This is a genomic window from Streptomyces sp. NPDC059853 (assembly GCF_042731495.1).
Lineage (GTDB): Bacteria > Actinomycetota > Actinomycetes > Streptomycetales > Streptomycetaceae > Streptomyces.
Map to the genome: position 1 here is coordinate 1 of NZ_JBHWJL010000261.1, position 7456 is coordinate 7456.

The 7456-nt window shown below is 72.8% G+C and carries 7 protein-coding genes; 6 read left to right on the forward strand and 1 reads right to left on the reverse strand.

Features of this window, described 5'->3' with window-relative positions:
* The first annotated feature begins 101 nt into the window (after positions 1–101).
* The 4 genes from ACFV5N_RS21990 to ACFV5N_RS22005 all read left to right on the forward strand — a co-directional run bounded on the left by ACFV5N_RS21990 (position 102) and on the right by ACFV5N_RS22005 (position 3784).
* Positions 102–968, forward strand: a complete 867-nt coding sequence (locus tag ACFV5N_RS21990; RefSeq protein WP_385602481.1) for a biotin-dependent carboxyltransferase family protein — start codon at positions 102–104, stop codon at positions 966–968.
* An 83-nt stretch (positions 969–1051) separates the two neighbouring features.
* Entirely contained in the window at positions 1052–1507 is a 456-nt protein-coding gene (locus tag ACFV5N_RS21995) for a VOC family protein (protein WP_385602484.1), read from the forward strand.
* A gap of 163 nt (positions 1508–1670) precedes the next feature.
* Positions 1671–2996, forward strand: a complete 1326-nt coding sequence (locus ACFV5N_RS22000) for an MFS transporter (protein WP_385602487.1) — start codon at positions 1671–1673, stop codon at positions 2994–2996.
* Entirely contained in the window at positions 2993–3784 is a 792-nt protein-coding gene (locus ACFV5N_RS22005) for a putative hydro-lyase (RefSeq protein ID WP_385602490.1), read from the forward strand. The genes ACFV5N_RS22000 and ACFV5N_RS22005 overlap by 4 nt, the downstream gene beginning before the upstream one ends.
* 42 nt (positions 3785–3826) lie before the next feature.
* Here the strand turns inward: ACFV5N_RS22005 and ACFV5N_RS22010 are convergent, their stop codons facing one another.
* The gene (locus tag ACFV5N_RS22010) at positions 3827–4522 is read right to left on the reverse strand and encodes a glycoside hydrolase family 11 protein (RefSeq protein WP_385602493.1); all 696 of its coding nucleotides are present in this window, start codon (positions 4520–4522) and stop codon (positions 3827–3829) included.
* A gap of 331 nt (positions 4523–4853) precedes the next feature.
* On the opposite strand from ACFV5N_RS22010, the gene ACFV5N_RS22015 reads away from it, so the two are divergent.
* Positions 4854–5180 (forward strand): CU044_2847 family protein, encoded by a 327-nt coding sequence (locus tag ACFV5N_RS22015; protein ID WP_385602496.1) that lies wholly within the window; start codon positions 4854–4856, stop codon positions 5178–5180.
* A partial coding sequence (locus ACFV5N_RS22020) for a trypsin-like peptidase domain-containing protein (RefSeq protein ID WP_385602499.1) occupies positions 5164–7456 on the forward strand: 2293 nt, incomplete at its 3' end. The genes ACFV5N_RS22015 and ACFV5N_RS22020, both read left to right, overlap by 17 nt.

The window sequence follows — 7456 nt, forward strand, 5'->3', positions numbered from 1 at the left end:
CACCAGATCGGCGTCACCACGGCCCGGCTGTGGGACGTGACCGCCAGCCCGCCCAACCGCCTGGCCATCGGCGACCGTGTCGTCTTCGAGGCGGTCGGGCCATGACCGCCGCCACCATGACGGTCATCGCGTCCGGCGTCTCGACCACCGTCCAGGACCTGGGCCGCACCGGCCTCGCCCACCTGGGCGTTCCCACGGCGGGGCCCGCCGACCGGCGCAGCTTTCTGCTCGCCAACCGCCTGGTGGGCAACCCCGAGAACACCCCTGCCCTCGAAATCACGCTCGGCGGGCTCGCGTTCACCCTCTCCACCCCGCGCTACGCGGCCGTCACCGGCGCCCCGGTGCCGGTGACCGTGAACGGGGTCCGCGTCCCCGACCCGACCCTCGTCCGCCTGCCCGCCGGAGCCCGGATCGCCATCGGCCGCCCCTGGGCCGGCTGCCGCACCTACCTGGCGGTCTGCGGCGGCATCGCGGCCGAACGCGTCCTCGGCTCGGCCTCCCGCGACTCCCTCACCGGGCTCGGCCCCCCACCGCTCGGCGCCGGTACGGTACTGGGCCTCGGGCCCGCCCGCGCGGTGCCCGCCGTCCCCGTCGAACTGGCCTTCAGCGCCGTCCCGTCCGGCGGCGCCGTCACCGCGCGCTTCCGCTGGGGGCCGCGGGACGACCTGTTCGACGCCGCGGACCGGCACCGCCTGACCGCCACCGGCTGGCGGATCTCCGCCCAGACCGACCGGGTCGGCGCCCGGCTGACCGGGCCGCCGCTGGCCATCGGCTCCGTGCACCTGCCCAGCGAGGGCACGGTGCGCGGCGCCATCCAGATCCCCCCGTCCGGCGAGCCGATCGTGTTCCTCTCCGACCACCCCGTCACCGGCGGCTACCCGGTCATCGGGGTCGTCACGGACACCGACATCGACCTCGTCGGGCAGACCCTGCCCGGGGACGAGCTGCGCCTCGTACCGGCCCGCTGAAAGGAGACCGCACCCCCCTCGTCACCACCCGCACGAACCCGCACGAACCCGCATCGCACCACGCACGCAAGGAGCACCACACCATGAGCACCACCGAGCCCAACGGCCTCGTCCCCTTCCACCTCGCCATCCCCGTCGACGACATCGAGGCGGCCCGCGCCTTCTACGGCACCGTGCTCGGCTTCTCCGAGGGCCGCTCCGACACCAAGTGGATCGACTGGAACTTCCGCGGCCACCAGGTCGTCACCCACCAGGTCGGGGACGGCCCCTCCGGCGCCCCGCGGGACGGCGTCGCCGGAACCAACCCGGTCGACGGCCACCAGGTGCCGGTGCCGCACTTCGGCCTGGTGCTGCCCGTCGAGGAGTTCAAGGCGCTGGCGGAACGTCTCACCGCGATCGGCACCGAGTTCGTGATCGAGCCCTATGTGCGCTTCGAGGGCGAGCCGGGCGAGCAGTGGACCATGTTCTTCCTCGACCCGGCGGGCAACGCCATGGAGTTCAAGGCGTTCGCCGACCTCGGCCAGCTCTTCGCCGTCTGAACCCGCCCGGAGGAAGCGACGGTCATCAGCAGGAGGTCCAGTCCTGCGGATGACCGTCATACGGGCCCCCGGCGCCGTACCCGCACCCGCGTCTGCACGCGGACGCCCCGCACGACTGGCCGCACGTCCCTGCCACGGAACATGTCAGAACCGGAGCACGCCCATGACGAGCCTATCAACGCCCCCGCCCCCCACCGGGGAGAAAACGACGGCCCCGGCCGACGCCCCCCGGCGTTCCCGCAGGGCGGCCGTCGCCGCCGCCGCGGGCACCGCCATCGAGTACTACGAGTTCGGGGTCTACGGCTATCTGGCCGTCGTCATCGGACCGCACTTCTTCCCCGACGACGACCCCACCGCCTCCCTGCTGGCCACCCTGGCGGTGTTCGGCAGCGCCTTCCTGATGCGCCCGCTGGGCGGCATCGTGCTGGGCCGGCTCGGCGACCGGCTCGGCCGCAAACCGGTGCTGATCCTCACCGTCGTGGGCATGGGAACCGCCACCGCGGCCGTCGGGCTGCTGCCCACCGCCGAAACGATCGGCGTGGCCGCGCCGATCGGACTGCTGCTGGTCCGCCTCGCCCAGGGCTTCTTCGCCGGCGGCGAGGTCACCGGCTCCGCCACGTACCTCGCCGAATCCGCCCCGCCCGGCCGGCGCGGCTTCTTCGGCGCCTTCACCCCGGTCGGCGTGGCCCTGGGCGGCGGAACGGCCGCGCTGGTGGCCGGTGTCCTGAGCACCGTGCTGACCGAGCAGCAGTTGCAGGACTTCGGCTGGCGGATCCCGTTCCTGCTGTCCCTGCCGCTGATCGCCGTGGCGCTGCTGGCCCGCAACCGCCTGGAGGACTCCGAGGCGTTCCTCAGCACCAAGGAGGAGGACGCCACGGCCAAGGCGCCGCTGACCGAAGTGCTCACCCGGTACCGGGCGCCGGTGGTCAAGGTGACGCTGCTGGCGATCGGGTCCAACTGCGGCTACTGGGTCGGCCTGATCTTCATGAACATCTACCTCACCTCGGAACTCGGCTACCCGAAGTCCTCCACCTTCTGGATCATGGGCGGGATCAGCTTCTTCGTGGCGTGTCTGATGCCCGTCTTCGGCGGACTCTCCGACACCTGGGGGCGGAAGAAGGTCATCACCATCGGCTTCCTCGGCTACGCGGTGCTCGTCGTACCGGCCATGCTGGTGATGGGCATCGGCAGCTTCCCGCTCGCCGTCCTCGCCATGATCGTGCTGGCGCTGCCGATGCCGATCGTCCAGTCCGTCACCTACCCGACGTACGCCGAGCAGTTCCCGACGCGGGTCCGCTACACCGGGCTGTCGTTCAGCTTCAACATCGGCACCATCATCGGCGGCGGGCTCACCCCGTACCTGGCGACCTGGCTCATCGCCACCACCGGCAACCTGCTCGCCCCGGGCTTCCTGCTGATGGGCGCCGCCGCGATGGCGCTGCTCACACTGCGCACCGTGCCCGAGTCCAGCAAGCTGGAGCTGACGTGAGTACCGCCCCCGACTCCCCGCGGGCGCTGCGCGAACTGGCCGCGGCCGGCCGCTGGACGGGGCCCACGGCCGGTGTCCTGGACGGGTACCAGCAGGCCAACCTGGTGATCGTGCCGCGCGAACTGGCCTACGACGTCCTGCTGTTCTGTGTGCGCAACCCGAAGCCCTGCCCGGTCATCGCGGTGACCGAGCCGGGCGACCCGGTGGTGCGCGTCGGCAGCACCGTGGCCGACCTGCGCACCGACCTGCCCCGCTACCGGGTGTGGCGGAACGGCGAACCGGCCGGCGAGCCGCACGACATCAAGCCGTACTGGCGCGAGGACTCGGTGGGCTTCCTGCTGGGGTGCAGCCACACCTTCGAGGGGCCGCTCCGCCGGGCCGGTGTCCCGGTGCGGTACGCGCCGGGCTCGGCGGCGCCGCCGGTGTACGTCACGGACGTGCCGACCCGGCCGGCGGGACGTCTTGCCGGGCCGCTGGTGGTGACCATGCGGGCGATCCCGGCCGCCCTGGTCGCGCGCGCCGTGGAGATCACCGCGCGCTACCCGAGCGGCCACGGCGCCCCGGTCCACATCGGCGACCCGGCGGCCCTGGGCATCGCCGACCTGTCCCGCCCGGACTTCGGCCCGACCCCGGTGATCGAGGACGGCGACGTCCCGGTGTTCTGGGCCTGCGGGGTCACCCCCCAACTGGCCCTGCCCCAGGTGGCGGCGGACTACACGATCACCCATGCCCCCGGCCACATGCTGGTCCTCGACCACCTGGTGGACGCGGCCGGCGCGGACGTGTGACGCGGGGCCCGCGCGAGCGGGCCCCGGCGCCGCCGACCGGGGTCAGCCCCAGACGGTGATGTTGGAGTTGCCGCTGCTCTGGTAGCCCTCGGTAGCCATGATCATGTAGTAGTTGAAGGCTCCCAGGTTCATGCCCGAGCGGCTCCAGGCGTCGAAGTGGTTGCCCGTGGTGATCGTGCCGCCCACCCGCCGGGACTGGCGGACGCTCCAGTACTGCGGGAAGGTGCGGGTGCCCTCGACGGACGGGGCGTTGTAACGCATCGTGTGGTAGATGTCGTACGTGCCGCCGTCGCTGTTGACCGAGCCGCGGTAGTCGCCGGTCGGGCGGTAGTTGCCCCAGCTGTCGACGATGTAGTACTCGACGAGCGGGTTGGCGGTCCAGCCGTAGAGACAGAGGTAGCCGTTGCCCGAGGGGTTGAAGCTGCCGGAGTAGCCCACGTTGCGGCGGGAGCCGTTGGGCCAGCCCTTGCCGCAGACGAAGTTGCCGGTGTTCCGCCACGAGGTGCTGTAGTTGCCTCCGTTGCCCAGGGTCATGGAGACGGTGTTCTGGGCGTCGGTCCAGAACGAGTAGTAGAAGCCGTTGTGGGTGCCGGTCTGGTTCTGCGTGATCGTCTGTGCGTGCGCGACGCCCGGCAGCACCAGGGCCGAGGCCGAGGCGGCGGCCAGGCTCACGGCTCCGGTACGGGCGATGAAGCGCCGGCGGCTGAGCGGCCGGGCGGGCGTGCTGTCCTCGTGCATGTGTCCTCCAAGCAGCGGGACATGACCGTGCGGGTCTGTCGGTGGGGGTAACACTCAGCGTGCCCAGCAGTGTTGGGCGGGGGCCCGGGGGCGTCAACAGTTCTCGCAAGGATTCCGGAAGGGAAAACCGGTCCCCGGTCTTGTCCAGGCGGCTTTCCGGTCAATCGTGTGCGGCGTCTCCGGTGATCGTTCTCCGATAATTCTCGGAGCCGTTCCGGAGTGGGTGGGGGCTGCGCCGGTTTTCTCGCCGACCGGTGCGGAATGGGTCACACGCGCACCCCCGAAGGGGTACGTTGGCCGGGCGAGGGGGTGCGCGATGCAGGTGAGGGAAATGCCCGTCGGCGACGACGGGGCGGATGTCGTGATGGTGGAGATCCGGGAGGCGCCGGACGAGGGGGTCGTCCCCGCCGGAGCCACCGGCCGGGTGGCGGCCCGGGCCGCCCGGTCGCTGGAGGGGATGCTGCGCACGGTGCGGCCGGTCGCCGAACGCTTCGTGGACACCTTCCGGGAGATGCCCCGGGCGCCCGACGAGATCAGTGTGCAATTCGGGCTCTCCCTGTCCGCCGACGCCGATGTGATCATCAGCAGCGCGGCGGCGGAGGCCAACTTCGCGGTCACCCTCACCTGGACCCGGCCGGGCGATGGTCCGGAGCGCTGACCCCGAGGCCGACCCGCTCGGTGCGGCCCTGCTGACGGTCCGGGGGGCCGATGGGGGACCGGTCGGCGTCGCCTTTCTGGCCACCACGCATACCGCTCTGACCTGCTCCCACGTCCTGCCGCCCGAGGCGGACGAGGCGCTGGTGGTACCCGCGATCACCACGGAGGGCAACCGCGAACCGGTGCGCTGCACGGTGGAGCGCCGGGACGGGGACATCGCCGTCTTACGGTTCGCCGCGCCGCCGCCCGGGACGGCGCCCGTCCCGCTGGCGTACCCGGGCGACTGGAACCGTCGGGTGCGGGCCTTCGGCTACCCCGTCGGGCGGCCTGACGGCGTCTGGCAGGAGAGCGTGCTGCGCGGACTCCAGTCCGGTGGCCGGGTGCAGATCGACAAGGTGCCGGGCGGCGCGTACGAGATCATCGGCGGCTTCAGCGGCTCTCCCGTCTGGGACGCGGAACGGGGCGCCGCGGTCGGCATGGTGGCCACCCACGACACCCGGGCGCCGGCCGCGTTCATCATCCCGCTCCAGCGGCTCTGCGCGGAAGTGGCCGAGATCCGGGACCTGTTCGAGAAGCCCTCACCGTTCCCCGGCCTCGCGGCGTTCGACGAGGAGGACGCCGGGCGGTTCTTCGGCCGCCGGGAGGAGTCGGAAACGATCGCCCGGCTGGTGCGCGCCCACCCGGTGGTGACCGTCACCGGGCCGTCCGGCTGCGGCAAGTCCTCCGTGGTACGCGCCGGGGTGGTGCCCCGGCTGCGGCCCGGTCACGAGGCGGTGGTGATCGACGCCGGTCCGGCCGACCGCATGACCGAGGAACTCGCCGGAGCGCTCGGAACCACCGTGGAGCAGCTGACGCCGGAGGCCATCGCCCGGCGCGCCGAGAAGAGGGAGGGCAACCTCCTCGTCGTCATCGATCAGCTGGAGCAGCTGACCTCCGGCCCGGGCCCACTGGTGCCGTTGCTCCAGGCGGCCGAACGGTCGGAGAAGCTGCGCGTCCTCATCACCGCCCGGCTGGACGCGGTGGAGAAGGCCGCCTCCTGGACGGGTGAGCTGTATCTGCTGCCGGCCATGACCGCCGGGCAAGTGGACGCCGCGATCTCCGCACCCTTCGCCGCCCTGGGCGGCCGGTACGCGGACGGCCTGGCCGCCCGCATCCGCGCGGACATGGGCGAGGGGAGCGACGGGCTGCCGCTGCTGGCGTTCACCCTGAAGCGGCTGTGGGAGGAGAAGGACGGCGCCTGGATCGGCCACGGCACCTACGAGGAGGTGCACGGGGTGCGGGGTGCGCTGGTTCACCAGGTGGGCCGGGCGCAGGCGGCATGCCGTGCGAAGGGGGCCGACGTCGAAAAGGCCCTGGAGCGGCTGCTGCTGGCGTTGGTCAGGCTGCCGCCGGACGCCACCCGGCCGGTCCGGGCGAGCATCGACCGCGCCGAGCTGGATCCGCACCAGCGCGCGGCGGCCGACGTGCTGATCGACGCCCGGCTGGTGGTGGGGCGCGAACGGCTGGAGCTGGCCCACGAGGCGGTGATCGGTGTCTGGCCGGGCCTCGGACAACGCATCCAGGAGGACCGGGACTTCCTCGTCCGGCGCGACGAACTGCGCGCCGACCGGGAGCGCTGGGAAGCGGCCGGGCGCCCCGCCGATCTGCTGCCGGGCGTCACCGCCCTGGACCGCGCGGCACGCTGGGAGCGGGACCGGCCGGCCGATCTGAGCCCGCACGACCGCGACTTCCTGGCCCGGGGCCGCCGCCACCGGAGGCGGCAGGCGCGGCGCCGCCGGTGGGGCCTGATCAGCATCGCGCTCGCCCTGGCCCTGGCCTCGGCGCTGGGCACGCTGTTCGTCAACGAGGCACGCGTCGGCGCGACCCGGGCCGCCGAGTCGGCGTCCCGCACGATGGCGGTCGCCTCGGCCGATCTGCGGGACACCGACCCGGCGCTGTCCCTCATGCTCGCGGTCGGCGCGTACCGGAGCGCGCCCACCGAACTGGCCCGGGACGCGCTGCTCCAGGGATATCTCGGCTACGGCACGACCCAGTGGCTGGTGTCCGGTGGTACGGGCGCGGACACGCAGCTGGCGGCGAGCCGGGACGGGCGAGTGATCGTCACCGTGACCAACGGCGGCCGGGCCACGCTGTTCGTCCGGGACGCGGACGGTGACTCCCGGCAGCAGCCGTTGCCGTGGGGGACCGCGTACGGGCTGTACCCGTTCGTCACCCCGGACGGCGGGCGCGTCGGCTATCTGGGGACCGATGGGACGCTGGTGTGGTTCGAGGTGGTGG